Annotated in this window: 24 protein-coding genes and 1 tRNA gene; 10 read left to right on the top strand and 15 right to left on the bottom strand. The window is 65.7% G+C overall.

Going from position 1 to position 24,101, the window contains the following annotated elements; translation table 11 throughout:
- Nucleotides 1–120: 120 nt before the first annotated feature.
- Nucleotides 121–687, top strand: a complete 567-nt coding sequence (locus DT069_RS07420; protein ID WP_119459634.1) for a PEP-CTERM sorting domain-containing protein — start codon at nt 121–123, stop codon at nt 685–687.
- Between the two features lie 456 nt (nt 688–1,143).
- On the opposite strand, the gene DT069_RS07415 is transcribed toward DT069_RS07420, so the two are convergent.
- A tRNA-Gln gene (locus tag DT069_RS07415) sits at nt 1,144–1,217 on the bottom strand.
- 232 nt (nt 1,218–1,449) lie between these two features.
- Here DT069_RS07415 and DT069_RS07410 point away from each other — a divergent pair.
- From DT069_RS07410 to DT069_RS07390, 5 genes are all read left to right on the top strand, one after another.
- Nucleotides 1,450–2,502 (top strand): Ppx/GppA phosphatase family protein, encoded by a 1,053-nt coding sequence (locus tag DT069_RS07410; protein WP_425450078.1) that lies wholly within the window; start codon nt 1,450–1,452, stop codon nt 2,500–2,502.
- Complete coding sequence (locus tag DT069_RS07405) at nt 2,499–3,248, top strand: RlmE family RNA methyltransferase (RefSeq protein WP_119459633.1); 750 nt, start codon at nt 2,499–2,501, stop codon at nt 3,246–3,248. The genes DT069_RS07410 and DT069_RS07405 overlap by 4 nt, the downstream gene beginning before the upstream one ends.
- 222 nt (nt 3,249–3,470) lie before the next feature.
- Entirely contained in the window at nt 3,471–4,949 is a 1,479-nt protein-coding gene (gene guaB / locus DT069_RS07400) for an IMP dehydrogenase (RefSeq protein WP_119459632.1), read from the top strand.
- Nucleotides 4,950–4,974: 25 nt separating this feature from the next.
- Nucleotides 4,975–6,312: an RsmB/NOP family class I SAM-dependent RNA methyltransferase gene (locus DT069_RS07395; protein WP_119459631.1), complete on the top strand. Its 1,338-nt coding sequence runs from the start codon at nt 4,975–4,977 to the stop codon at nt 6,310–6,312.
- Entirely contained in the window at nt 6,309–6,887 is a 579-nt protein-coding gene (locus DT069_RS07390; protein ID WP_119459630.1) for a GNAT family N-acetyltransferase, read from the top strand. Before DT069_RS07395 ends, DT069_RS07390 begins: the two co-directional genes overlap by 4 nt.
- A gap of 33 nt (nt 6,888–6,920) precedes the next feature.
- Here DT069_RS07390 and DT069_RS07385 read toward each other — a convergent pair whose 3' ends face one another.
- Nucleotides 6,921–7,388, bottom strand: a complete 468-nt coding sequence (locus tag DT069_RS07385) for a hypothetical protein (protein ID WP_119459629.1) — start codon at nt 7,386–7,388, stop codon at nt 6,921–6,923.
- A 172-nt stretch (nt 7,389–7,560) separates the two neighbouring features.
- Nucleotides 7,561–8,166: a DUF2238 domain-containing protein gene (locus DT069_RS07380; protein WP_119459628.1), complete on the bottom strand. Its 606-nt coding sequence runs from the start codon at nt 8,164–8,166 to the stop codon at nt 7,561–7,563.
- A gap of 310 nt (nt 8,167–8,476) precedes the next feature.
- On the opposite strand from DT069_RS07380, the gene guaA reads away from it, so the two are divergent.
- The gene (guaA, locus tag DT069_RS07375) at nt 8,477–10,024 is read left to right on the top strand and encodes a glutamine-hydrolyzing GMP synthase (RefSeq protein ID WP_119459627.1); all 1,548 of its coding nucleotides are present in this window, start codon (nt 8,477–8,479) and stop codon (nt 10,022–10,024) included.
- A gap of 100 nt (nt 10,025–10,124) precedes the next feature.
- Here the strand turns inward: guaA and DT069_RS07370 are convergent, their stop codons facing one another.
- The gene (locus DT069_RS07370; RefSeq protein ID WP_119459626.1) at nt 10,125–11,030 is read right to left on the bottom strand and encodes a LysR substrate-binding domain-containing protein; all 906 of its coding nucleotides are present in this window, start codon (nt 11,028–11,030) and stop codon (nt 10,125–10,127) included.
- Nucleotides 11,031–11,134: 104 nt separating this feature from the next.
- On the opposite strand from DT069_RS07370, the gene DT069_RS07365 reads away from it, so the two are divergent.
- A complete protein-coding gene (locus tag DT069_RS07365) occupies nt 11,135–11,830 on the top strand; it encodes a glutathione S-transferase family protein (RefSeq protein ID WP_119459625.1) in 696 nt (231 codons plus the stop codon).
- Between the two features lie 80 nt (nt 11,831–11,910).
- Here DT069_RS07365 and DT069_RS24915 read toward each other — a convergent pair whose 3' ends face one another.
- From DT069_RS24915 to DT069_RS07310, 11 genes are all read right to left on the bottom strand, one after another.
- On the bottom strand, nt 11,911–12,072 hold the full coding sequence (locus DT069_RS24915) for a hypothetical protein (protein WP_425450077.1): 162 nt from the start codon (nt 12,070–12,072) through the stop codon (nt 11,911–11,913).
- The gene (locus DT069_RS07355; RefSeq protein ID WP_119459624.1) at nt 12,053–13,756 is read right to left on the bottom strand and encodes an alpha/beta hydrolase; all 1,704 of its coding nucleotides are present in this window, start codon (nt 13,754–13,756) and stop codon (nt 12,053–12,055) included. Before DT069_RS07355 ends, DT069_RS24915 begins: the two co-directional genes overlap by 20 nt.
- A 72-nt stretch (nt 13,757–13,828) precedes the next feature.
- Nucleotides 13,829–14,998 (bottom strand): SGNH/GDSL hydrolase family protein, encoded by a 1,170-nt coding sequence (locus DT069_RS07350; protein WP_162913034.1) that lies wholly within the window; start codon nt 14,996–14,998, stop codon nt 13,829–13,831.
- A 168-nt stretch (nt 14,999–15,166) separates the two neighbouring features.
- Nucleotides 15,167–15,970 (bottom strand): ABC transporter permease, encoded by an 804-nt coding sequence (locus tag DT069_RS07345; RefSeq protein ID WP_119459622.1) that lies wholly within the window; start codon nt 15,968–15,970, stop codon nt 15,167–15,169.
- A 7-nt stretch (nt 15,971–15,977) separates the two neighbouring features.
- Nucleotides 15,978–16,832: an ABC transporter permease gene (locus DT069_RS07340; RefSeq protein ID WP_119459621.1), complete on the bottom strand. Its 855-nt coding sequence runs from the start codon at nt 16,830–16,832 to the stop codon at nt 15,978–15,980.
- Between the two features lie 7 nt (nt 16,833–16,839).
- Nucleotides 16,840–17,910: an ABC transporter ATP-binding protein gene (locus DT069_RS07335; RefSeq protein ID WP_425450076.1), complete on the bottom strand. Its 1,071-nt coding sequence runs from the start codon at nt 17,908–17,910 to the stop codon at nt 16,840–16,842.
- 210 nt (nt 17,911–18,120) lie between these two features.
- Nucleotides 18,121–19,212 carry an ABC transporter substrate-binding protein gene (locus DT069_RS07330; protein ID WP_119459619.1) on the bottom strand — a complete coding sequence of 364 codons (1,092 nt, stop codon included), beginning with the start codon at nt 19,210–19,212 and terminating at the stop codon, nt 18,121–18,123.
- Between the two features lie 165 nt (nt 19,213–19,377).
- The gene (locus DT069_RS07325) at nt 19,378–19,719 is read right to left on the bottom strand and encodes a GcrA family cell cycle regulator (RefSeq protein ID WP_119459618.1); all 342 of its coding nucleotides are present in this window, start codon (nt 19,717–19,719) and stop codon (nt 19,378–19,380) included.
- Between the two features lie 449 nt (nt 19,720–20,168).
- On the bottom strand, nt 20,169–20,738 hold the full coding sequence (locus DT069_RS07320) for a hypothetical protein (RefSeq protein WP_119459617.1): 570 nt from the start codon (nt 20,736–20,738) through the stop codon (nt 20,169–20,171).
- A gap of 273 nt (nt 20,739–21,011) precedes the next feature.
- On the bottom strand, nt 21,012–21,347 hold the full coding sequence (locus tag DT069_RS07315; RefSeq protein ID WP_119459616.1) for a DUF2794 domain-containing protein: 336 nt from the start codon (nt 21,345–21,347) through the stop codon (nt 21,012–21,014).
- A 112-nt stretch (nt 21,348–21,459) separates the two neighbouring features.
- Nucleotides 21,460–21,765, bottom strand: coding sequence for a hypothetical protein (locus DT069_RS07310; protein WP_162913033.1), 306 nt, complete (start codon nt 21,763–21,765; stop codon nt 21,460–21,462).
- A gap of 218 nt (nt 21,766–21,983) precedes the next feature.
- Here DT069_RS07310 and DT069_RS07305 point away from each other — a divergent pair, with 218 nt between their 5' ends.
- Nucleotides 21,984–22,634 (top strand): tetratricopeptide repeat protein, encoded by a 651-nt coding sequence (locus DT069_RS07305; protein WP_162913032.1) that lies wholly within the window; start codon nt 21,984–21,986, stop codon nt 22,632–22,634.
- A gap of 20 nt (nt 22,635–22,654) precedes the next feature.
- Entirely contained in the window at nt 22,655–23,974 is a 1,320-nt protein-coding gene (locus DT069_RS07300; protein ID WP_119459613.1) for an outer membrane protein assembly factor BamB family protein, read from the top strand.
- Nucleotides 23,975–24,101: the final 127 nt, after the last annotated feature.

Raw genomic sequence — 24,101 nt, 5'->3', positions numbered from 1 at the left:
TAATATTACAAATATGTTATTTGCCTGATATTGCTTAATTTCTTGTGGCGGAGGCGATATGGCACACCTCTTGCAATTCATCCGTGGGAAATTGCCCCACCGAATTGAGAGGAAATTACTATGTGGACAAGATTTGCGAAATCAGGTGCTCTCGCTGCGCTGGTTATTGCCGCGCTGCATATGGCCACGCTCCGGCCAGCCGAGGCCGTGCCGATCACCGAAGCCTTCACCGGCACGATCACGTTTGCCGAATCGGGCAATCCGTTCGGCGCCAACGTCGGCGGGCCGGTGAATGTCAGCGTGACTTACGATGACGCGCTTCTCACGGGCCTCGGTGAGGAATTCGTATCGATCGACAGCGACGCGGCGTTCGATCTCAACGTGACGTTCGGATCTGTGGCATTTGTCGCGAACCAGGATAGCGGGTTCGGAAGTGGATTTCCCGAGCTGAGCTTCTTCGACGGAAAGCTGGTCGCAATCGACTTCGTCGTCGATTTTGTCTTCGGCGATTATCTGGACCTGACCTTCTCCGCGTTCGATAGCTTCACCATCACCGACAACGAGAACTTCGAGCAGGTTCTGGTGTCCGGGACGCTCGGCCTTACCGCCGTGCCCGAGCCCGGCACGCTTGCTCTGATCGGCGCAGGCCTCGCCGGCCTCGGTTTGATCCGCCGCAAGTTAGCGTAATCGGCTGCTCGACCAGCCAGTGTCGGGCAGATGGCGCCGCCGGACGGCTTCCCTGTCGCAGGGGAAGCCGTCCGGTTGGACGTCTTCAGCGGTGAGGTGCTCCTCTTCGCTAATCATTGCGGATTGTCACGTTGGCGGGTGCGGCTACGCGAGAGCCCGTGCTTGGCCAGCGCAACTTCGTCCGACCAGGCGAGGTCGTCCAGCGGTGGCGAGGCGGTGATCGCGCGTCTCGAGCGAACGCACCCATTCTGCGCGCCCGAGGCGTTCGCGCAAGCGGAGCGCAACTTTCGGCGGGAGTGGAAGCGATTGCCCTTGAGGCGGAGGTTGGACGACAGCGCCATACGCAAGGCTCCCCAAGCTCGAATGGCGAACCCGCCCGGCGGACCAACGACAAAGCCCACCAGGGAATTGAGCGCCTCTCGGAGCCTTAAGAATCGAGGACTTAGAGGGGAAAGTTGGCTGGGGGACCTGGATTCGAACCAGGGTTGACGGAGTCAGAGTCCGTAGTCCTACCGCTAGACGATCCCCCAGCAGGGCGGCCGCAGCGCCGCGAGAACCGTTCGGAGTGCGGACTTTAATTATCCGCGCCCCGGCTTTCAACTCCCTTTCCACCCTTGTCGGTCGCTTTAGGAATCCTCCTATGTCTCCGTCGCGCCGTATCAAGTCGGGTTTGTCGAAAAATTGTTTTGTTTGAGCTTTGCATGTAGGATCGGTGCGGAAGCGTTTGGGACATCGGGCCTGTACCCGATAGGAGGTCGAGGGTTGAGCGCTATCGTCACCACGCATCGGGTCGGCATGCGCCCGGTTTGGGGCGGTGGCAGGATCAATCATACATTTGCGGCGCTCGACCTCGGGACCAACAATTGCCGGCTGCTGATCGCCCGGCCGAACGGCGACAGTTTCCGCGTCATCGATGCCTTCTCGCGAATCGTCCGGCTAGGCGAGGGGCTGATGACCAGCGGCCGCCTCTCGGAAGAGGCGATGACGCGCACCGTCGAGGCCTTGCGGATCTGCGCCGGAAAAATCCGCCGGCGCGGCGTCACCCACGCTCGCAGCGTCGCGACCGAGGCCTGCCGGCGGGCCGGCAATTGCAACGGCTTCGTCGAGCGGGTGAAGGCCGAGACCGGCATCGACATCGAGATCATCTCCACCCGCGAGGAGGCGCGACTTGCCTTCACCGGCTGTGCGCCTCTGCTCGACGGGGGCTACCCCCGCGCGCTGGTCTTCGATATCGGTGGCGGCAGCACCGAGCTTGGCTGGCTCGATCTCAAGCCCGGCCGGTCGCCGGAGCTCTTGGCCTGGCTGTCGATTCCGATCGGCGTCGTCACCCTCACCGAGCGCTATGGCGGCTCGCTGCTGCCGCCCGGATCCTATGAAAGCATGGTCGAGGACGTGCTGGAGCGGCTGCGGCCCTTCGAGGCGGCGAACGGAATCGCCGCTCATGTCGCGGCCGGGGCGGTGCAGATGCTCGGCACCTCCGGCACCGTCACCACGCTGGCCGGCGTCCATATCGGGCTACCGCGCTATGACCGCGCGGTGATCGACGGCTGCTTCCTCGATTTCGAGGCGATCCGCTCGGTGAGCCGCGCGCTCGCCGCGATGGATTTCGACGGGCGCGCGAAGAATCCCTGCGTCGGCCGCGAGCGCGCCGATCTCGTCGTCTCCGGTTGCGCCATTCTCGAGGCGATCTGCCAGCTCTGGCCGGTCGGTCGTCTCCGGGTCGCCGACCGCGGCGTGCGCGAGGGCATCCTGCTCGGCCTGATGGTCGCAGAGAGGGGACGCCGCCGTCGTACCCCCGGATTCCGCCACCCGTGACCCGGCGCGGCAAAGGCCGCGGCTCCGGCAGAGGCAAGCCTCCGGGAAGGACCCCGGGCGGCACGCCGTCGGGGCGCGGCGCGACCGTTCGGGTGAAGACCGCGGCCAAGCGCCGGCTCTCCTCGACCCGCTGGCTCGAGCGGCAGCTCAACGACCCCTATGTCGCCGAGGCGCGACGGCTCGGCTATCGCTCGCGCGCCGCCTTCAAGCTGATCCAGCTCGATGATCGTTTCCGCATTCTGGGCCCGGGCAAGCGAGTCGTCGATCTCGGCGCCGCCCCCGGCGGCTGGACGCAGGTGGCGGTGCAGCGCGTGAAGCCGCTTGAGAACCCGGCGGGCCGCGTCGTGGCGATCGACCTCTCGCCGATGGACGCGGTCGAGGGTGCGACCCTGCTGCAGCATGACTTCCTGGCCGAGGATGCGCCGGCCTTGCTGAAAGGGATGCTCGACGGACCGGCCGACGTCGTGTTGAGCGATATGGCGGCGCCCTCGACCGGTCATTCCCAGACCGACCATCTGCGGATCATGGCGCTCGCCGAGGCCGCCTACGTCTTCGCGGCGGAAGTCCTGACGCCGGGCGGCGCCTATGTCGCCAAAGTACTGCGCGGCGGCGCCGAGCGCGAACTGCTGACCAGCCTCAAGCGCGACTTCGCCGAGGTCCGCCATGTGAAGCCGGCGGCCAGCCGCAGCGACTCGGCCGAGATTTACGTGGTCGCCACAGGGTTTCGGGGCGAGCCCCCACCCTGACCCTCCCCCGCGAGATGCGGGGGAGGGAACTCGATGCGGCGGGCATGATGCCCCTTCTCCCGCCCGCCGGCTTCGCCGACAACCAAAAAATCGCGGGCCCCGCCCGCGGGCGGGGGAGGGACGGCGTGGGGGCTTGCCTCCCCTCGCAACCGCAGCAAATCCCTTGGCTTTGAGGCGACCATGTGTATGATGACGCGCCATTCATCCGCTAGGAGGCATGGCATGGAGATTCGCGAGGCGCTGACGTTTGATGACGTTCTTCTGAGGCCCGCGGAATCCGCCGTCCTGCCGAACCAGGCCGACACCCGCACCCGCCTCACCCGTGCGATCGAGCTGCGAATCCCGCTGCTGTCGTCGGCGATGGACACGGTGACGGAGAGCCGCTTGGCGATCGCCATGGCGCAGGCCGGCGGCATCGGCGTCATCCACAAAAATCTCGACCCGCAGCGCCAGTCGGACGAGGTCCGCAAGGTCAAGAAGTTCGAGTCGGGCATGGTGATCAACCCGGTCACCATCTATCCCGATCAGACGCTCGCCGATGCCCTCGGCTTGATGGCCGACCACCAGATTTCCGGCATTCCCGTGGTCGAGCGCGACAATAGCGGGCGCGTTGGGGGCCGGCTCGTCGGGATCCTCACGAACCGCGACGTCCGATTCGCCAGCAACATGGCGCAACCGGTGCAGGAGTTGATGACGAAGGAGCAGCTTATCACGGTGCGCGAGGGCGTCGACCGCGATGAGGCGAAGCGGCTGCTGCACCAGCACCGGATCGAGAAGCTGCTGGTCGTCGATGACACCTATCGCTGCATCGGCCTGATCACCGTCAAGGACATCGAGAAGGCGCAGGCCTTTCCCAGCGCCTGTAAAGACGAGAAGGGGCGGCTGCGCGTCGCCGCCGCTACCGGCGTCGGCGAGGATGGCCTCCGCCGGGCCGAGGCCCTGCTCGATGCAGAGGTCGACGTGATCGTCGTCGATACCGCGCATGGCCATTCGCAGGGCGTGCTGAGCGCCGTCGGCGCCGTGAAGCGGCTGAGCAACGCCTGCCAGGTGGTGGCCGGCAATGTCGCGACCGCCGAGGGCGCGCAGGCGCTGATCGACGCGGGCGCCGACGCGATCAAGGTCGGCATCGGACCGGGCTCGATCTGCACCACGCGGATCGTCGCCGGCGTCGGCGTGCCGCAGCTCACGGCGATTCTCGAAACGGTTTCCCGCGCCCGCAAGAACGACGTGCCGGTGATCTCCGATGGTGGCATCAAATTCTCCGGCGATCTCGCAAAGGCGATCGCGGCGGGCGCCGACTGCGTGATGATCGGCTCACTGCTCGCTGGCACCGACGAGAGCCCGGGCGAGGTGTTCCTCTATCAGGGGCGGTCCTACAAGTCCTATCGCGGCATGGGCTCCCTGGGGGCGATGGCTCGCGGCTCCGCCGACCGCTATTTCCAGCAGGAGGTCTCCGACAGCCTCAAGCTGGTGCCGGAGGGGGTGGAGGGCAGGGTGCCCTATAAGGGGGCGGCCAGCACGGTGATCCACCAGCTCGTCGGTGGCCTTAAGGCGGCGATGGGCTATACCGGCAACGGGACGATCGCCGAGATGCAGCGGAACTGCGTGTTCCAGCGCATCACCGGCGCCGGCCTGCGCGAGAGCCACGTCCATGACGTGACCGTCACTCGCGAGGCGCCGAACTACCGGCCGGAGATGTGACGGCGGTCGCCGCCGCCAATCCTCCATGACCCCCGGCGCGCGACTTCAGGCAGCCATCGAGCTTCTGGCGGCGATTCATGGCGGCACGGCGCCCGCCGATCGTGCTGCCGCGGCCTTCTTCCGGTCGCGGCGCTATATTGGCGGTGGCGACCGGCGCGCCGTCATCGACCGGGTCTATGCGGTGCTGCGCCGGCGTGCCGCTCTCGATTGGTGGATAGGGCGGGCCATGCCGGAGACGGCATTCCCCGATCCGGAGCGTGCCCGGACGATCGCCGCCTTGACGCTGCTGGAGGGCTGGTCCGCCGACCGCGTCGGCGACGCCTTCGACGGCGGGCGCTTCCGGCCCGCGCCGCTCGACTCTGCCGAGCGGCAGCTCGCCCATGCCCTCGCCGGAAACGGCATCGATTCTCCCGATCAGCCGTCCTGGGTCCGGCTGGAGTTTCCCGAGTGGCTGACGCCGCAGCTCGCCGAGGCCTTCGGTCCGCGACTCGAGACCGAGATGACGGCGCTGATGGTCGAGGCGCCGCTCGACCTGCGCGCGAACGCGCTGAAGGCCTCGCGCGAGTCGGCTCTCGCGGCGCTGGCGCAGGACGGCGTTACCACCGTGCCGACGCTGCTGTCGCCCGTCGGCCTGCGGGTAGAGGAGGGACGGCCGCCGCTCGCCACGCTCGACAGCTTCAAACAGGGGCTCATCGAGGTGCAGGACGAGGGCTCGCAGCTCGCCTCGCTCCTCGTCGATGCGCGGCCGGGCATGCGGGTCGTCGATTTCTGCGCCGGAGCCGGTGGCAAGACCCTGGCGCTCGCGGCGGCGATGCGGAACAAGGGGCAAGTGGTCGCCTGCGACGTGCTGCGCGGCCGTGTCGACCGCGCCGCTGTCCGGCTGCGCCGCGCCGGCGCCCATAATGTCGAGCGTCGCGGCCTCAGCTCCGAGCGCGATCCGTGGGTCAAGCGCCATGCTGCCTCCTTCGACCGGGTGCTTGTCGATGCGCCCTGCAGCGGCGCCGGCACCTGGCGCCGCAATCCGGACGCGAAATGGCGGCTGCGTCCGGAGGACCTGACCGAGCTCCAGGCCCTGCAGCGACGGATCATCGAGAGCGCCTGCCGGCTGGTCCGTCCGGGCGGTCGTCTGGTCTATGTCACCTGCTCGCTACTGCCGGCCGAGAATGAAGAGCAGATCGACTGGTTCACCGCGCAACGGCCCGACTTCGCGCTGCGGTCGATCGCCGATGTCTGGGCCGAGGTGATCGGCGGCGCCTGCCCGGCTGGCGGCCCGACACTGGCGCTGACGCCGGCCCGGAACGGCACCGACGGGTTCTTTGTCGCGGTGCTCGAACGCGCGCCGGCGGTGGAGGCATCGCCATGACCGGCGATCTCGTGATCCGCCCGGCCTCCCAGACTGACGCCCGCGCCATCGCCCGCGTCCATGTCGAGACCTGGCGTTCGACCTATGCCGGCAGCCTGCCCGACCGGGTGGTCGTGCGGATGTCGACCGAGAACAAGACCGCCGTCTGGCGCGAGATGATCGGCCGGCGCGGATCGCGCGAAGCCATCCTGGTGGCCGCCGTCCCGGGCGCCGGGGTCGTCGGATTCGCGAGCTGCGGCCCCGCCGCCTCGACCCTGCTCCGCCCCCGATCGGTCCTGCAGGCGGCAGAGCCCTATGCCGGCGAGGTCTATACGCTGTATGTCCTTCCCGACTGGCAGGAGAAGGGGATCGGCCGGCGCCTTCTCTGCGGCTGCTTCCGCGCCCTCGCCGAGGCCGGGCTCGAGTCGGCCTTTCTCTGGGTTCTCGCCAGCAATCCGTCCCGCTTCTTCTACGAGGCGATGGGAGGGTTGCGCGCCGGCGAGCGCGACGAAGCGCTGTGGGGCGCGGTGCTCCATGAGGCGGCCTATGGCTGGCCCGATCTGTCGGTGCTCCCGCCGGCTTGCCGCGACGGCTGATCCACGGAACCCGCCGCCGCTTCGCCGGCTCCCTCATCGGGACCGCATGAGGCGCGTCGGGACAATTGTTACGAACTGCCCTGTGGCCCGCACGAGATCGCCGATCTCGACCCCTTCAACGATGGCCTGATGGACGGTCCCCTCGAACAGCCGGCGCCTCGGCTCGGCCGTCGGAACCAGACGGGCCAAGCCCTTTACAGGTTCCGGTCGCCAAGGGTATCGCGCAGGTAGAGCATCTTCACGATCACGAGCACGACGGAAGCCCAGAAGGATCGCCGGAATGGCGGCCGGGATGGGGCCGACGATCGGGCCGAGGCTCCAGCCGGCGCTCTTGAGGCTGTCCTTCAGCGTCTGCCAGGCGCTCGGCAGCCGGTTCGAGAGATCGGCGAACTGGCCGGCGAGCTGGCTCCCCAGAAGCCATGCGCCGAGACCGCCGAGGCGGAGCCCAAGCAGGATGATGGCGAGGGACCAGCGGTGTGACAGGCCGGTGACGCGGCTCACCGGCGCGGCCAGGCGATTGAGCAGGATGGCGAGCAGGAGGCTGCCGAAGACCAGGAGGAAGACTTCGGCAACCTTCCAGGCGAGCAGCGCCAGCGCGATGATCAGCAGCGCGATCAGCGAGCCTCACGAAGCGCTCCGTTCCGCTCGCCGACGCGTCAGGGGAACTCATCGGCTATCGCTCCCGGGGGCTTGCTTCAGCCGCTTGCCAGCCGGGCCGGGGCTCCCTCTCATAGAGTTGCCCGGCACGCTCCCGTCCCAGTGCCCAGGCCGCGGCCAAACCGGCCACGACGGCGCCGAGGCTGTCCATAACAAGATCCGTGATGGTATTGTCGAGCGAACTGATCACGCCGAAGAGCCACTCTATCACCTCCCACAGCGCGCCGACGGCGATGCCGAAGCTGGTGACGGCCAAAATATAGAGCGGCCCGTGACCGTGGAACTGAAGGCGTACCGAATAGAAGACCAGGAAACTGAACGACAGCGTAATAGCGAAGATCGAGAAGGCGTGCACGACCTCGTCATAGCCCGGGACGCGGTCGAACAGATTCCAGACCCATCCGGCGGCGTTGAGCAGCGCCGCCGCCACGAACAGCAGGTCGAAGAGACGCGGCAGGCGATCCTCGAGCGCGACGAAGCCGATGCTGGCGACGAGGAATAGGCCGAGGATCAAGGCGCCCCGGTAACGCCCGAGGAACAGGACGACAATCAGGGCGACCGCCAGCAGCGCGATGCCGGCCCAGGAGATGCGGGAATAGACCCGCCGGTCGAGTCGGATCATTCCTATGCCTTTTCCGGGAAGTCTCGGATCGATAGAGCCCGGTCGCGCGCGCCACTGGCTGCGCGACCTCTTCGGTGCGACTCGGCGGCGAGGCGGATGGCGCGCATGCCGCGACATGAGTCGCGGCCACGCCCGGCCCATTGTTTCATTGCTGATCTCCCCACGGCGTGCGTCGATCCAGGGGCAGGAGTGCCTTTTGAATGCAACATGCGCGGCCGTTTGGTGTTCCGCCCGCCCGCTGAACGCAGCTTCCGGACTCGGATCAGCGCTTGCGAAGTTCTCGCGAATTGACAATTATGCGCCACCCATCATGACCGACCGCGTTCTCATCCTCGATTTCGGCTCCCAGGTCACCCAGCTGATCGCCCGGCGGGTGCGCGAGAGCGGCGTCTATTGCGAGATTTTTCCGTTCAACGCCGATCCCGGCCGGATCGCCGATTTCGCGCCGAAGGCGATCATCCTGTCGGGCGGCCCGGCCTCGGTCACCGGCAGCGACACGCCGCGCGCCCCGCAGATCGCCTTCGACCTCGGCGTGCCGGTCCTCGGCATCTGCTATGGCGAGCAGACGATCTGCGCCCAGCTCGGCGGCGCGGTCGAGGGCTCGGACCATCAGGAGTTCGGCCGCGCCTTCATCGAGGTGACGGACGATTGCGCGCTGTTCGAGGGTGTCTGGAAAAAGGGCGACCGCGAGCAGGTCTGGATGAGCCATGGCGACCGCGTCGTCCGGCTGCCGGAAGGTTTCCGGGTCGTCGGCGTCAGCGACGGCGCGCCCTTCGCCGCGATTGCCGATGACGAGCGGCGGATCTACGCCGTCCAGTTTCATCCCGAAGTCGTGCATACGCCCGATGGGGGCCGGCTGCTGGCGAACTTCGTTCATCGGGTGGCGGGCTGCGCCGGCGACTGGACGATGGCTGCCTTCAAGGAGCAGGCGATCCAGCAGATCCGGCACCAGGTCGGCGAAGGCCGCGTGATCTGCGGCCTGTCGGGCGGCGTCGATTCCTCGGTCGCCGCGGTGCTGATTCATGAGGCGATCGGCGACCAGCTCACTTGCATCTTCGTCGATCACGGCCTCCTGCGTGAAGGCGAGGCGGAGCAGGTCGCGACGATCTTCCGCGACTCCTACAATATCCCGCTGGTCCACCGCGACGCGCGCGAGCTGTTCCTCGGCCGCCTCGCCGGCGTGACCGACCCGGAGCGGAAGCGCAAGATCATCGGCGGCCTGTTTATCGACGTGTTCGACGAGGAGGCGGCGAAGCTCGGCGGCGCCGATTTCCTGGCGCAGGGCACGCTCTACCCGGACGTGATCGAGTCGGTCTCCTTCACCGGCGGCCCCAGCGTCACCATCAAGTCGCACCACAATGTCGGCGGCCTGCCGGAGCGAATGAAGCTGAAGCTGGTCGAGCCGCTCCGCGAGCTGTTCAAGGACGAGGTGCGGGCGCTCGGCCGCGAGCTGGGCCTGCCCGAGCGGATGATCCGCCGCCACCCCTTCCCGGGCCCGGGCCTCGCGATCCGCGTGCCGGGCGATGTGACGGCGGAGAAGCTCGCGATCCTGCGCAAGGCCGACGCGATCTATCTGCAGGAGATCGAGCGCGCCGGCCTCTATGACGCGATCTGGCAGGCCTTCGCGGTGCTCTTACCGGTCAAGACTGTGGGCGTGATGGGCGACGCGCGCTCCTACGACCATGTCTGCGCGCTGCGCGCCGTCACCTCGACCGACGGCATGACCGCCGACTACTACCCGTTCCCGCACGACTTCCTCGGCCGCGTCGCGACCCGCATCATCAACGAGGTCCGCGGTGTGAACCGCGTCGTCTACGACGTGACGAGTAAGCCGCCGGGCACGATCGAGTGGGAATGAGGATTATCGGCTAGATTCGACGAGAATCGGTAGCTGCCAGAGCAGGCGGGGCAGGGAGCGCGACCCGGTATCCGTCTCGGCCGTAGACCCGGAAATCCTCTTACTCTTCCGCCACGGCTGCTCGTCGAGCATCCTCGGATAGGAAATCGATGACCGCACGGACTGCGGGAAGTTGGCCGCGGCGATGCGGTGTCAGGATGGTCGTCGTGACGACTCCGGCGGTCCAGGAGGGGAGGGCCTGAACGAGTTCGCCCTTCCTGATGCTCTCGGCCGCCATCATTTCCGGCAGGCAGGCGATCCCTAGACCCGCAATGGCCGATTCCAGGAGCACGAGGGATTCATCGGCCATCAATCGTGCCTTGGGCTCGATTTCGATGGCGTGGCCGTCGCTGTGACTGAGAACCCATTTCCTCTTTGATGGGCTGACAATGAGCCCGTCATGACCGGTCAGTGATTCGGGCGTCTCCGGTTCACCGCGCTCTGCCAGATAGTCCGGTGATGCGACAAGGATGATCCGGTCGGTCCCCATGCGGCGCTGAACGAGACCCGAATCCGGCAGCGGCGCGAAATGGCTGCGTATGGCGATGTCGAACCCTTCCTGCACAAGGTCGACGAAGCGATCGGTCACATGCAACTGAACCTCCAGCTTCGGATAGGCGCGCGCGAGGGCGGGTAGACGGTCGGCTAGCCGGAACTGAGCGGTCGGGACCGAGGTCGTCAGCCTCGCGGTTCCGCTGGGCTCCGCGAGCCGACGCCGGACGATATCTTCAGCGGCTTCCGCCTCGATCACGGCAGCGCGCGCGTGATCATAGAAATCCCGGCCGATGTCGGTCAGCGCAAAGCTGCGCGAGGTCCGGTGGATCAGCCGAACCCCGAGAGCGGCCTCGAGCTCCGCCACGCGTTTGCTGATGGTCGACTTCGGAAGGCTCAGCTGTCGACCGGCGGCCGCGAAGCTTCCGCTGTCGACGGCTTGGACGAAGATCAGGAGGTCGTTCAGGTTGTACATCGCCATCGTCCATGTTTGTGGACCATGAGGTGCGTATATCCCATCTACAGCAGCAGGGTCCACGAGTGCACATTGCCGGTCTCATCAGCAACGGAGACCAAGCAATGGAACCCATTCTTTTTTACGGCGTGCCCTCGGGATGCTCCTTCGGCTCGATCGTCGCGCTCGAATGGCTGGGCAAGCCATACAGGCTCTGCCGGATCGAGATGCCGGAGACAGTGAAGAGCGAGCGCTATCTGCGTATCAACCCGGTCGGCGAGACCCCGGCCTTGATGACGGCGGACGGCAGAGTCATCGCCGAGAGCATGGCGATCCTCAACCATCTCGGTCCGGACGGCTTCGACAAAGGCTTGGCCTTTGCGCAAGGGACGCCCGCGTTCGACCGGCTCAACCAGACGCTGGCTTTTCTCAACACGAGCTTCTTCAACGGCTTCAGCCCGCTCTGGTACACGGTGGAACATGAGCTGCAGGCCGGAGAGAAAGAGGCCTTGAGGGCGTACGGCATCACGAACGTCGTCAAGGTGCATGCGGATCTCGAACGCATGCTGGGGAGCAACGAGTGGCTGCTCGGCGATTGGCCCACGCTGGCCGATGCCTACTTTGCAGGCATTGCCCGCTGGACCAAGTATCACGACGTCATCGACCGGCGCGACTATCCAGGGTTGCAGCGTCTCTTCGAGCGTCTGGAACGCGACCCGGCGGTGCAGTTCGCCCATGCCATCGAGCACGGGGAGGAGCCGAGCGGCTCCAGCGCCTTCAAAGGGCATGTCAGACTTGAACAAGCGCTGAGTCATCTCTGACTCTATGGGGGCAGGCGCACTCCACGCACCTGCCCCCGCCGGATGGGCGTCGATTTTCGCAGATGTTGCGAATGATGGTGTCAGGCGTCGATGTCGGTCGAGAACGCGGTGTCCTTCCGGGCATCGAGGGCGGCAAGTCGGGTCACCATGTCTGCGCGCTGCGCGCCGCCACCGAGACCGATGGCATGACTGCCGACGACTACCCGTTCCCGTACGACTTCCTCAGCCGCCTCGGTTGGCATAAGGCTCCTCGTCGTCTTCGGGCGCGGCGGCAGAGGCGGCCGCCGCTTTGGTCAGATGCGCTCTCAGCTTGGCGATCCGGTCGGGGGACCACCCCTTCGCATCCGTGAGGGTCAGCCAGGCTTCGAGGTAGTGCGCGGGCGCATAAACGTGGCCGTAGCCGATCGGCGTCGTGGACGCCATGACCGTGTCCAGCGCGAGCTGGAGCATTGTGACGACAGGATACCAGCGCAGCTCCGAAGACACGTCCGGACCGCGCGGCGGAACCATCCAGTCCGGCCTGCGATAGAAGTCGCGATAGTCAAAGAAAGTAACGGCGTCGCTCGCATACTGCAGATAGACGATGCGCATCGACCCCCAGCTGCTGCCCGTCTGTTCGGGCGCACCGTTCTGATTCATGAACCGGAAGAGCGACCCATCCCGGAACTGGGGAAGCCACGCCGGAGAGCCGGCGTTGCGCCCATCCGTAACCCTGCGCCAGAGCCTGCTTGTGAATGGCGGGCCGCTCCACAATGCGCCCTGAATCGGGTCTTCGAATATCTCGAACAGGTCCGTCGACCTCTCGGAGTTCATTGCGCCAAGGCTGAGGCCGAACAGGTAAAGTTTCGGCCGCCTGTCTTTCGGAAGAGTTCTCCAGTACCCGTAGACCTGCGAGAACAGGGCGCGCGCGGCCTCCTCGCCATAGCCCGGCTGCACGAGAAACGACACCGGACTGGCTAGATAGGAATACTGCATTGCGACGCTTGCGACGTCGCCGCCATGCAGATATTCGACGCCGTCCATTGCCGCCGGATCGACCCAGCCCGATCCCGTCGGCGTGATGACGATAAGCATGGAGCGATCGAAGGCTCCGGTGCGCTTCAGCTCTTCGAGCGCGAGCTTTGCGCGTTGCTCCGGCGTTTCCGCGGAGCGCAGGCCGACATACACCCTGATCGGCTCCATCGCGTCTCGACCGGAAACGGCACTGATATCGTGGGCGCTCGGCCCGGACGCGATGAATTCGCGGCCGGCCCGTCCCAGCTGTTCCCAGCGGAGGAGGGAGGCGGGGCCGCCCGCCCTGAGCGTCGACCTCGGCTGCGGGGATGTGGGCTCGATCAGGGCGTCGTATTGCCGGGCCGAAGAATCGAAGACGCGCAGCGCAACGTTGAAGAAGACGTCACTGGCGAGCGACCAGAACAGCAGCACTGCGGCGGCAGTCCCGATCACATTGGCGACCCGTCGCGGGACGAAACGGCGGGTACGGCCGGCGACGAGCCGGAAGACCAACGTAAAGAGCCGGGCGAGCCCCAGGAGAATTAGAAAGGTCGCCACCGCCACCGCACATAGCTTGATCGGGTGCCCGCTCGTGACCGGATCGAGTTCCATCAGCGTGCGGATCGAATTCTGCCATTCGGCGGTGCGCCATAGAAACGCGGCGGCCGTCGCTGCGCAAAAGACGGCGATAACGAGATTGGCGGTGCGCAGGGCGCGTTCCCGGAAAGTCGGAAGCTCCATGTAGCTCCAGAGCCAGCGCCAGAAGACTCCCAGGCCGTAGCCGACGGCGAATACGCTTCCGCCCAGGACGCCCTGGGTGATGTAGGTTCGGGGCACCAGGGTCGGCGTCAGGGACGCGGCGAAGAACAGCGTTCCCAGAAGCAGGCCTGTCCCGGAGAGCGAGCGCCACAATCCCAGTGGCCAGTGTTTCACATCGCTCCCTCTCCTTAACGCCCCTACGGCGCCCCTATGGCGTCTGTGCTGGCGACGAGAGCGGCAACGACGTCAGCGGCAGTCAGCCGCGTCCGTGGGTTCGATGCCGTCGCGCCCTTTGGCCCCGAGCGGAGATCGCCGGCCGCTGGGCGTTGCCGCCCTTTCCCGCAAGCGGGAGAGGGAGAGGGTGCGGGCGACGCCGATCGCGACGAGGCCGGTGCCGATCAGCAGCGCGACCGGCGGTTCGGGCACGGCCATGGCCTCCTGCGCCGCATCGGCCAGGAGCCGGTGGACCTCCGTGGTCGGATGGACCTCGTCCCAGAAGAAGGTGTCCGTCTCGCCGACCGGCCTGCAGATGAAGGGCGGGAAGATGCAACCCGAGGCCGGGCCTGCGGCGATGCTGCTCGAGAATCCGAAGGCCTCCGGGTTGGCGAGAATCGTTTCGAACAGGCCGAAGACGTCGGGCGAGGCGATGTCGATGCCAGGCCGGGCCGCTTCGAGATCCGAAAGGGTGGCCGCGAGAAGCTGGTTGTGACCCAGCGTCAGGGCGGTGAAGAACTCCGAAACGCCGCCGGCGACCACGGCCGGCGTCATGCCGAGGTCGGGCAGGTTCGGGACCAGGAAGTTTCGCGCGCCCGCGTCGGCCAGTTGCTCGATCGCCGTCGCTATATTACCGACCGTCTGCGCAGGGCCGGACGTAACGTTCAGGAGATAATCGTTGGACCCGACGGCGAGGATATAGAGCGCGTCCGGATCGGCCGTGGTGCCGGCGTCGCCGAGGGCGCTGCGGAAGTTCGCGACCTGTCCCTGCAGGCCGGGCACGAGAACCCGCGCCGGGCTGAAATTCTCCGCTCCCGTTCCGGCGCCGCCATAGCCGAAGGACACCGCACGGTCGGACGCGGGATCGAAGCCCGTTTCGGACGGCTTCAGCGTCAGCCCGGCCTTCTCCGCAAGATGGTCGACCCAGATCGGGCCGTTGGCGAAGCGGCCTTCGAAATAGGGTGGTGACGGGATCTCCCCGCCGGTCAGGCGAGAATGATTTCCGACATCGGCGAAGCTGTCGCCGAACACATAGATCGAGTCGAAGCCGAGCGGTGCCGCCCGCGCCGAATCAAACGTAAGCCCCGCTGAGAGAAGCAGGGCGATGAGAGTCGAAAGATGGAAGGTGAGGGGGGTGAGGGAACGTGATCGAAAGGCCGAGGCAAACAGGCCTGCCTCCGGGCCGGCTGGGGCGGTGCTCACGAGATGTACCTTCTCCAATCCACCCCCTCATCGGGGGTGATGATCTACTAACCAAGGTTTCCCGCAGGCCCCACTGCGTCAGAACTGATGATTGCGCTAATCCATCGGCCAAGCAACCCCAACGTGTCGGTTCTTCAGAAGGTATCGGACGCAGAAGCCCCGCCTCGGTCAGCGTTTTTCGGGCGTCCAGGCGCCGAGCAGCTTCGGCAGGTCGCCGAAGCGGCCGATCAGGCCGAAGATCAGCGCCGCCAGCGCGACGAATAGGACGGAGACCGCCGCCATCACCGGCGTGTAGCCGTAGCGCAGGCTGCTGAAGATCTTGATCGGCAGCGTCTCAACCGTGAAGCCGGCGACCATATAGGCGATGATGTACTCGTTGAGGCTTAGCACGAAGGCGAAGGCGTAGCCGGAGATGATGTAGGGCACGATCAGCGGCAGCATCACCGTGCGGATGGTGGTCCGCTGATCGGCGCCGAGCGTCGCCGCCGCCTCGAACACGGCGCGGTCGATCGTCTCGAGCCCGAGCGAGATCGTCACCAGCGGCAGCGTCACGAGGAAGATGCCGTGGCTCAGGATCACGTTCTCGATCCGCCCGCTATAGCCGATCGAGTTCCAGAAGATCAGGAATCCCAAGGCGGAAATCACCGGCGGCAGGATGAAGGGGGCGAGCCCGATGGCATAGAGGGCGCGGGCATAGAAGATGCGCCGGCGCCAGAGTGCGTAGGCGAGGGGAAGCGCGATCGACAGCGCCACCAGGGCGCTGAGTGCGGCGATCGTCAGGCTGTTGCCGATCGGGCCGAGCCAGTCGTCGCTGGTGACCATCTCGCCGTACCATTCGAGCGACAGCCCCTCCGGCGGAAACAGCAGCCGCTTCTGCGCGTTCAGCGAAACGCCGGCGACGACGACCAGCGGCGCGCAGAGCAGCAGAAGCATCAGCGCCAGAAAGGCGGTCCGGAGCGCGCGTCCCCCCATCACCGCCTCATGCCGCCCGCTGCCGCTCGCGGCCGAGCAGCAGCACCAGGCCGATCAGGCCGAGGCTCACCACCATCAGGAAGATCGCCATGGCCGCGGCGAAGGGCAGGTTCGACTGATAGAGCGCCTGATCGGTGATCCGCACCGCCAGCGTCCATTGCGGCGGCCCGCCCAGCACCTGTGGAATGACGTAGGCGCCGAGCGTGAAGACGAACAGCATCACCAGCGCCGACAGGATCGCGCGGCGCTGGCCGGGAACGATCACCGTGAAGAAGGTCCGGATTGGCGAGGCGCCGAGCGTGCGGGCCGCTTCCGGAATGTCGGGCTCAAGCCGCGACAAGGGCGGGTAGAGCACCAGCACGGTGTAAGGCAGCCCCAGATAGACGAGTCCGAGCGTGACTGCGGTCAGGCCCGGCGTCCAGGCGTCCGGCCGTTCCATCAGCCCGATCCAGACCAGCAGGTTCGAGAGCCCGGCGGTGCGCGACAGCAGAACCGACCAGGTGAAGCCGATGATTACCTCCGACAGCGACAGGACAGACAGCAGGAGCACCAACCACAGGACCTGATGGCGGCGGCGCAGGCGGGTCAGCAGATAGGTGAAGGGGAAGCCGAGGACGACGCAGATGACGGCCGTCATGCCGGCGATGAGTAGCGAGATGCCGAGCGCTTCGAGGAAGAAGGCGGACAGGAAGCGCTGGTAATTTGCGAGCTCGAAGGCGGGCTCGTAGAAGCCGCCCTCGATACGATGGAAGAAGCTGACAGCCAGCATGATGCCGAAGGGGACGAGGAAGAACACCCCCAGCATGACCGACGGGTAGATCAGCGGCAGAAGGCCGCCGGAAGCGGGACGGACTTCGCTCATCCGCGCCTCATTCGCGCAACAGGACGCAGGATTCGGCCGGCAGCTCGACCGTCGCCATGTCGCCGGCGCTGACCGGCGGGCGGTCCTTCGGTGCCGCGACCTGAACGACCGTCTCACCGCCGACATCGACATAAGTTTCGACGCTGGCGCCGACGTCGCGGACGAAAGTGACGGTGCCGGGCAGGCGGTTCGGCCCAGTCTGCGTGCCGGCGAAGAGATGTACGTCCTCCGGCCGGATCGACAGGGTGACCCGGCCGCCCGACATGGGACGTTCCCCAGACGCGGGGCGCTCGCCGGCCACCGTGAAAAGCGCGCCGGCGACGGTCAGCCGGTCGCCGCCATCCATCACGGCGGGGAGCAGGTTGCTGATGCCGATGAACTGGGCGACGAAGCTGTTGGCCGGCCGGCGGTAGATGTCGAGCGGCGGCCCGACCTGCTGCACCCGGCCCTGATCCATCACGACGACCAGGTCGGACATGGTCATCGCCTCGCGCTGATCGTGGGTCACCAGGATGGTGGTGATGCCGAGCCGCTTCTGCAGCAGGCGCAGTTCGACCTGCATTGCCTCGCGCAGCTTGGCGTCGAGCGCCGACAAGGGTTCGTCGAGCAGGAACAGCTTCGGCTCGAGCGCCAGCGCGCGGGCGATCGCGACCCGCTGTCGCTGGCCGCCGGACAACTGGCTGACATGGCGCTCGGCCAGCCCCGGCATGCGCACGAGTTCGAGCAGCTCCTCCACCTTCCGGCGCCGGGCGGCGCGGTCGACGCCCCGAATGCGCAGACTGTAGGCGATGTTCTCGCCGACGCTCAGATGCGGAAACAGCGCCAGCGACTGGAACACCATGCCGAAGTTCCGCTGATGCGCGGGGCGGTCGGTGATGTCCTTGTCGTCGAGACGAACGCGACCGGCGGACGGCATCTCGAGGCCGGCGATGATGCGCAAAAGCGTCGTCTTGCCGCAGCCGGAAGGGCCGAGGAAGCAGACGAACTGGCCCGGCGGTAGCGTCAGGTTGACATCCGACACGGCCAGAACCTGGCCGTAGCGCTTGTCAATTCCCTGAAGAACGAGTCCGTTTGTCACGGATGAGAGACCCATTCCGAAAGCAAGACGGCGCGGCAGCGGAGGCTGCGCCGATTGACGTCAATCATAGTAACCGAAACTCGCAAGCCGTGGCCCTCTTGTCATGCCCGGCCTTGAGCCGGGCATCCATCGTGCCGCGGCCCCATGGATTGCCGGGTCAAGCCCGGCAATGACAAAAGAAAACGAAACCAAATTCAGGCGCAATCACCCTTAGCTGGTGATCAGCTCCGACCATTTCTGGTTCACCCAATCCCCCTGCTCGAGATAGAGCTCGTATCTGGGAAGGATCGGGGGGATCTCGCTCGAGACCGCATCGAACTCTTTGTTCGTGAGGTCGAGATGCTCGCGCTGCACGGTCGGCGAGGTACCGACCATGCGCGACATCAGCGCCTGGATCTCCGGCTTGCACATGAAGTTGATGAAGGTGTGCGCCTCCTCGAGTTTGTCCGAGGCACGGGTGACGCACCAGCTTCCGGAGTCGAGCACGCCGCCTTCCTTCGGGAAGGTCGAGCGCACCGGAAAGCCCTCGGCCGCGGCAAGGCCGGTGACGTCGTGATAATACTGCCCCATCGGAATCTCGCCCGACTGCAGCGCCTGCTGGAACTGGCCCTCGTCGCGATACCAGAGCCGCACGTTCGGCTTCACCTCCTGGAGCTTGGCCATCACCTCGAGGACGCCTTCTTGGCTGCCGAGGATGTCGGTGCCGCCGAAATGAGTCTTGGCGGTGATCTCCAGCAGGAAGGAGTTACTCGCCAGCGCCAGGAGCCCGATCGAATCCTCGTTCTCGGGATTCCAGAACTCGGTCCAGCTCGTGGGCGCCTCCGGATAGATGTCGGTGTTGGTCACCAGGGTGATGTACCAGGAGACGGCGCCGATGCCGGTCACCTGGTCCCCAGCGTCCCGATGAATAAAATGCGGCTGCACATATTGGTGATTGGGGATCTTTTCGAGATCCAGCGGTACCCACAGCTCCGACTTCTCGCCGCGCAGCCGGGCGACCTGGGCCATCATCGAAACGTCGGCTGGCGCCTGACCGGCCCGCGCCGCGGTTTCCAACTGCACGAGCCAGGCTTCGCCGGTCGGTTCCGCCACGGAGTCGACCTCGATGCCTGTTTCTTCGGTGAACACCGGGAAGATATGTTCGTTGAAGGAATCCTGGAAATAGCCCCCATAGGTGCCGACCTTGAGACTCCCTTGCGCCCGCGCCGGTCGCGGGGCGAAGACGCTCGAGCCGACCAGAGCGGTGGCGGCGGCGCCTGCAAGGAATCCGCGGCGGCTGGCGCGCGGGACGGCGTAGTTCATCGAGAGTCTCCTGTTGCTGCTCCGTTACGGGCGGGCGTTGTTATTTATTCATAAACCTTTCGCACGATAGCCGCGTGCTTCAAGCCGTTCAAGATTAACGCCTTTGGTAACGCCCTTTCGCCGGGCTGCGCGTCGCCCGCTCGACGGCTGGCGGAGCACTCCCGCTCAGGCGGCGGCGTCCGCCTTTCTGTGATAGGCGACGGTGCAGTGGGAGGCACAATAGGGCCGATTCGGCTCGATCGGCTCGCCACAGAAGTGGAAGCCCGGCTGCTTCGGATCGCCGACCGGCCACAGGCAGGTGCGTCCGTTTCCGTTGAAGCGGGCGACCCGCGGCTTCGGACTCTCGCGCCTGATCGGCGAGGGGCGGGCCGACAGGCCCAGCCGATGCGCCTTTCCGATCACCGCGTTGCGCGTCACGCCGCCAAGCTGCTCGGCGATCTGGCTCGCCGACTGTCCTTGAGCCCACAATCGTTGCAGGAGGTCGATTCGATCTTCGGTCCAGTCCATGGATCAGCCTTCATCAGAACGGTTAACCCACATATAGTGGCCCGGCAATTACATACCGCCAGACGTTGTATTGCAAGATCGAATTCGGGTTTTTAAGCTTACTGATCCGGGTATGCCGTAAAGGCCGTCCTATGTGGCGAGCCCTTCGCTTAATTTGTGGACTCACGCCTGAGACAAATCGCTAACCGTCCAGATCCACCAGGCTTTCTGGAGAACGGGTAAGGTGGCAGATTTTGTCGATTTCATGAAAGAAATTCGTTCCCGCCAATCCGAGGACATCCTCTGGCTTACGGCTCGGCCGAGCGTCCGGCCCGCGACGTCACGTCCGTTAACCAAGGCACGGCTGTCCTGCGGCGGACGCGCCCCGTCCGGCAGCAGCTGACCCAGAGCTGAAGTTGAACCTGTCCGACGCAGCCGGCTGCTTTGGGGGAAATCGGACGTCGAACCCATCAGCGAGAGTGCCCAGCTTGGTTAATCGCGCCCCACAGGTAATAAGATGGGATGCCACCAGAAATGCCGCTGCGATAAAGACCGACACCTTCGACGTCTGGACAGTCTGCAACTTGCATGTGGTGTGCTGCGACGAGCAACTCATTGCCTGTAAGCGAGGCGCCATTCGCGGCTTCGACGACCACCGGCCTCAGTGGAGCACCCTTCGGACCAAAGGGGATGAGCGCCAGTCGGTGGCATTCTATGCCGACTGCGATGTCTATCTTCGGCCAATCGGCGAGAGGCTTGTTCCAGACGGCGTCGTCGCTCTGAAACAACCGCATCGGCAGGTCAGGCCGGTGCCTCGCCCGCTCCTGCTTCGTGAGCGGATCATTCCGGAGCCGCTCCGCGCTGGACCGCAGGAACGCGGTTGCAGTCCGGTAATAGATGGCCGTCCGCACGCGAGCCAAGTTCCAACCGATCTCTGGCAAGAGTGCGTCGTAGAACGTTTCGATGTTGTCACTCATCAGCACACGAATAGGACGCTCGTCCCATTTAACGCGTAACACGTCCCCCGGTTGAAAATCCATGCTGCCGCCCCTCTGTGTTCAAGCGGACGTTTTTGTAGCAGATTTGTATGTCCGCAGTGGATCGACAGCGGCCAGATGCTCTCCAGTCTCAGAACGTCCGCTTCTGGCACGATCCCGCTTCGACACCCTGCCTCCTGGAGTGACCGCCTAAGGAACGTCAGCGGACCTCGCGTAATGAGCACCAGGGACCGCTGGTCGTCAGATTCCACATTTTAGGCGAATGGCTCGTCCTATGTGGCCGCCCGGTTCAGGACGCCCAGGTAGGGACGCCCCCTAAGACACCACGCGAAGCTGGATATCCAGGACCTTGAGGGCGTCGTCGATCGACTTGCTCAGCTTCAGGCGCTTCTGGCCGGTGAGCACCACATAGTCCGGCGGCCGGTCCGGCCCCGTGGTGCATTTCACGATCGAATAGAGTGGTCGCTCGTGACTGTGCCGGAACACCGAGAAGACGGCCATACCGGGCTTATGATCGATCGCATAGTCGCGCCACTCGCCCCGCGCGACCCGACGGCTATACAGCGAGAGAAGCTGGTTCAACTCGCGTCTGTTGAAGAAGATATCTCGATGACGGCGCTTCAGGTCCGCGAGGCGAATCACCTTCGTCATGAGGCGTTCAGGATGACCTATTTGATTGTCGTCGATTTTCCCGAAGTCTCCCGCAATTTACCGGCGGCGTCCAGCGATGAATCAGCCTCCGGCACCGCCCCCCGGATACCTTTCATTGAACGCGCCGGCTGGGGCTCGCCTGCGGGTCGGGCGAGTCGTAGCAGGTGATCGCCGCCAGCGTACGATAGCAGTAGAGCGGCGTCTCGACGATGGGGGCCGGCCCGAGCGCCTGTGCCTGCTCTTCGGCTCGGCAGGATCGGTCCTCCTCGCCGGCTGCCGCCATCGGGCAGTCCTCGCCAGTCGTGGTGCCGCCGAACAGGCCGCCCCCGGTCAGAGCCAATTCGGTCATGCCGTCGCAGCCGCCGAGGCCGAGGAGGGCGGTCAGGCCGGCCAACATGCAGAAACGGGTCGCTCTCATTCCCGACCTCCCGTCGGATTTCAGGCCGTGGGCTAGCTCTGTCAGGCACTCCAAGCTCGATCTTGGATTTCGTAGGTTGAAGAAAGGGTTATCCTCAGCGATGAAAGCCGCGATCCATCGCCTTGCCGCCGCGCGCCGGGTTTGCCAAGCCCCAAGGCTCCGGTTATGGTAGCGCGCGTTCGCTAGGTAGACCCCAAGGCAGACCCGGAGTTTCGTGCGTGGCCGATATCTTTCGCGAGATCGACGAAGATCTCAGGCGTGAAGGCCTTATCAAGATATGGCGCCGCTATGGCCCGTTCATCATCGGTGCGGTGCTCGCCATCATTCTCGCCGCAGTCGGCTATATCGCCTGGGAGCGCTATGCCCAGCAGCAGCAGCTCGATCGCGCCCGCGCCTATGCCGCCGCCGTCGGCGCCCTTGGCGAGAGCGATGAGACGGCCCTTCAAGGCTTCCGGGAACTAGCTAATGGGGATGACGGCTATGCCGCGCTCTCCTACCTGCGGGCGGCCGAGCTGAGGCTCGAAGCGGGCGAGACCGAACAGGCGATCGAGATCTATCGCGGCGTCGCGAACGACGATGCGATCGGGGAGCCCTTCCGGTCTCTCGCGCGGATCCTAATGGCGATGCACAGCCTCGATACGGCGCCGCCCGAGGAGATTGCCGGCTGGCTGGAGCCGCTGACCGGGCCGGCGGACCCGTGGCGCCATTCGGCGCGCGAGATGCTGGGCCTTCTTGCTCTGCGCACCGGCGATTCCGATCGGGCGGTCGAGATCTACACCACGCTTGCCGATGATCTCGAGGCGCCGGCTGCTCTTCGAGCCCGCGCCGCGGAAATTCTGGCCTCCTTGCAGGCCCCGGGGCAGGATTGACCAGGGCGATGAGTGGGGCGATGGGTGGATTGCGGCGATTCTCGCCGGTTCTTTTTGCGGCCCTCATCCTGGCGGGCTGCGACACCTTTCTCGGCGGGTCGGAAGGGCCGCCGCTGCCGGGCGAGCGCATTTCGGTCCTGAATCTCGATCAGACTCTCGTTGCCGACCCGACCCTGGCCGATCTACGCGTGCGTCTTCCGCAGCCGCGGATGAACCAGGATTGGCCTCAGGCTGGCGGTTATCCGAGTCATGCGATGCATCACTTGGCGCTGCCCGATAACCTCGAGATCGCCTGGACGGCGGATATCGGCACCTCGCGGTCAAGCGACCGGCTGCTGCTGTCCGGCCCCGTGGTGGCGGACGGCCGCATCTACACCATCGATGCCAGTACCACCGTCACGGCCTTCAACGCCCAGGATGGCGAGCAGATCTGGCGTGTCGATCTGACTCCCGAGGAGGAGGATGACGGGCTGTTCGGCGGCGGCATCGCCGTCGACGACGGCCGGCTCTATGTGACCACGCCGTTCGCTCTTGTCTTCGCCTTGGATGCGGAGACCGGCGACGAGATCTGGCAGGCCGAACTGCCGGGACCGTCGCGGGCGGCGCCCGCGGTTGCTGGCGGGCGTGTTTTCGCCGTTACAATCGATAACCAGCTTGCCGCCCTTGACGCCGACGATGGCAGCCGGTTGTGGTCGCATGCCGGCATCTCGGAGGCGGCGGGCCTGCTCGGCGGGACGACTCCAGCGGTGGCCGGCGACACCGTCATCGCGGCCTATTCATCCGGCGAGCTCTATGCGCTCCGGGCCGAAACCGGCAATGTGCAATGGACCGAGAATCTCGCCGGGATCCAGCGGACCGACACGATCTCATCGCTGGCGCATATCCGCGGGCGACCGGTGATCGACCGCGATTTGGTGTTCGCGGTCAGCAACAGCGGCACGCTGGCGGCGATCGATCTGCGCCGGGGCGGGCGGGCCTGGGACGTCGAGATCGGCGGCACGCAACAGCCCTATGTCGCCGGCGATTTCGTCTATGTCCTGTCGAACAATGCGGAGCTGGTCGCACTCACGCGGCGGGAGGGGCGCGTCCGCTGGGTCCAGTCCCTGCCTCAGTTCGTGGACCCGGAGGAGCGCGACGAGCCGATCTACTGGTCGGGACCGCTGCTCGCCGGCGATCGGCTGATCGTCACCGGGTCGAATAGCGAGGCCCTGTCCATATCGCCCTATACCGGCGAGATCCTCGGTCAGATCGATATTCCAGGCTCGCATCTCCCTGCGATCGCCGCCGGCGGTTCCCTATATTTGCTCGCAGACAATGCGACGCTGATTGCGCTCCGATAGATTCGAGCTGTTAGCGTCGCGAAACGTGACCCGGCCCTCATGCTTCGACAAGCTCAGCATGAGGGCCTCACCCTGAGCTTGTCGAAGGGCGAGGCCCGCGCGGCGAAACACCCCTTCGACGTGCCGT

It is taken from the genome of Virgifigura deserti, assembly GCA_003576685.1.
Taxonomy (GTDB): Bacteria; Pseudomonadota; Alphaproteobacteria; order Dongiales; family Dongiaceae; genus Virgifigura; species Virgifigura deserti.
Note: the sequence above shows the minus strand (reverse complement) of the source record. Positions and strands in the feature narration are given on the sequence as shown.